The organism is bacterium, from assembly GCA_016873475.1.
Lineage (GTDB): Bacteria > Krumholzibacteriota > Krumholzibacteriia > JACNKJ01 > JACNKJ01 > VGXI01.
Map to the genome: position 1 here is coordinate 1 of VGXI01000424.1, position 1,517 is coordinate 1,517.

2 protein-coding genes are annotated in these 1,517 nt (G+C 73.8%); one reads left to right on the forward strand and one right to left on the reverse strand.

The features are described 5' to 3' along the window. Positions 1–409, reverse strand: a 409-nt coding sequence (locus FJ251_16355) for an FHA domain-containing protein (GenBank protein ID MBM4119272.1), incomplete at its 3' end; no start/stop codon positions are given. Positions 410–529: 120 nt separating this feature from the next. Between FJ251_16355 and FJ251_16360 the strand changes: the two genes are divergently transcribed. Further along, positions 530–1,517 (forward strand): hypothetical protein (locus tag FJ251_16360; GenBank protein ID MBM4119273.1); only part of this gene is annotated, 988 nt, incomplete at its 3' end.

The following is a 1,517-nucleotide window of genomic DNA, read 5'->3' on the forward strand; positions in this document are numbered from 1 at the left end:
CCGTGTCCAGGGCGGTCGCTGCCTGCGGAGCCCGTGCGCCCAGGCTGAGCACCGTGGGCTCGGCGTCGGGGCCCAGGGTCGGCGCCTCCGGATCCGCGCCGCCGATCCCCACGCCGAACTCCAGGCGACCCAGCACCAGGCGATCGCCGGGCGCGAGCGGCATCGGCGTGCCCAGGAGAGCGCCGTTGAGCTGGGTGCCGAAGCGGCTGCCGAGGTCCTCGATCGTCCAGCGCTCGCCGTCCCAGGCCAGGCGCGCATGGCGGCGGCTCACGCTGCGCTCGGCGAGCGGCAGGGCGCAGTCCGCGTCGCGCCCGAGCACGAATTCCCGCACCTCGCCGGAAACGCAGGGCCCCAGCTGGGCGCTGTGCTCCCGGTCGCCGAGGCGGTAGCGGAGGATGAGCGCTGTCATGGCAGGTGGATCCTAGGCCCTGCCCGGCGCTCTGTCCAGGGGCCCCGCTTGGGCCGCTGCCGCCGGGTATCGTATACTGGTAGTCGCCCCAGCGGCCGCGCCGCCACCCGAGGAGTCCCCATGCCCCGCTTCCGGCTCGCGACGACCGCGTTGCTGGCCTTCGTCCTCGCCGGTCCGGATCGCCCCTCTCCGGCGAGCGCGGAGGAGCATCCGGGCTGGGATCTGCTCGCGGAGATCGAGCTCGGCAGCGAGCTGGTCTACCTGCGCGATCTCGCGGACAGCCTGGCGGCCCGCGGCCAGCACGAGCTGGTCGTCGAGCCGATCCCCGGGCACGACTACCGCGTCGATCCCCTGCTCACGGGCACGGATCCGCTCTTCCTCGCCCGCCACCTGAGCCCGCTCCCGCTCACGCCGCTCGCCATGGGCGATTCCGTCGCTCTGCGCCACGAAATCGGCCTGGACGCCGAGGGCTTCAGGCGCGAGCTCGCAGCGGCGGCCGACTCCCTGGAGGCGGCCACCGGCCAGCGGCCGGTCTCCTTCGCCTACCCCTACCACATCCACACGCGCGAGCTGATGGACAGCCTGCGCGCCCAGGGCTGGCTCTGCGCCCGCGACGGCGCGCCGCACGGCACGGGCGGCGGCGAGCCGACGGCGGCCTTCCTGCTCGGCTATCACGCGCAGCCCGAGTGGCGGCAGAACTGGGACTTCTGGACCCCCTGGGAGCTGGTGCTCAGCACCGGGCTCACGGAGAAGGCCATTCAGGTCGCGACCTCGCCGGCGGAGATCGACCTGCTCCTCCACGACACCGCGGCCTACAACGCGCTCCACGCCGCGCCGCCGCAGAGCGTGGACGTGTTCACCTACGAGTTCGCCAGCCTGTCCGACCTCTGGGTGACGGGTCGCTGCTGCGTGCAGCTCTACGTGCACGGCGCGAGTGGCGACGAGTACCACCTCGATCCCACGCACCTCGCCTGGCTGATGGACGCGCTACAGGCCGATGGCCGCTTCTGGATCGCGAGCGTCGGCGAGGCCGCCGCCTGGGCCGCGGCGCGCCACGCACCGAGCGCCGCCGACTCGCTCGTCTGGCTGCCACTGCCCGAGTACGCCG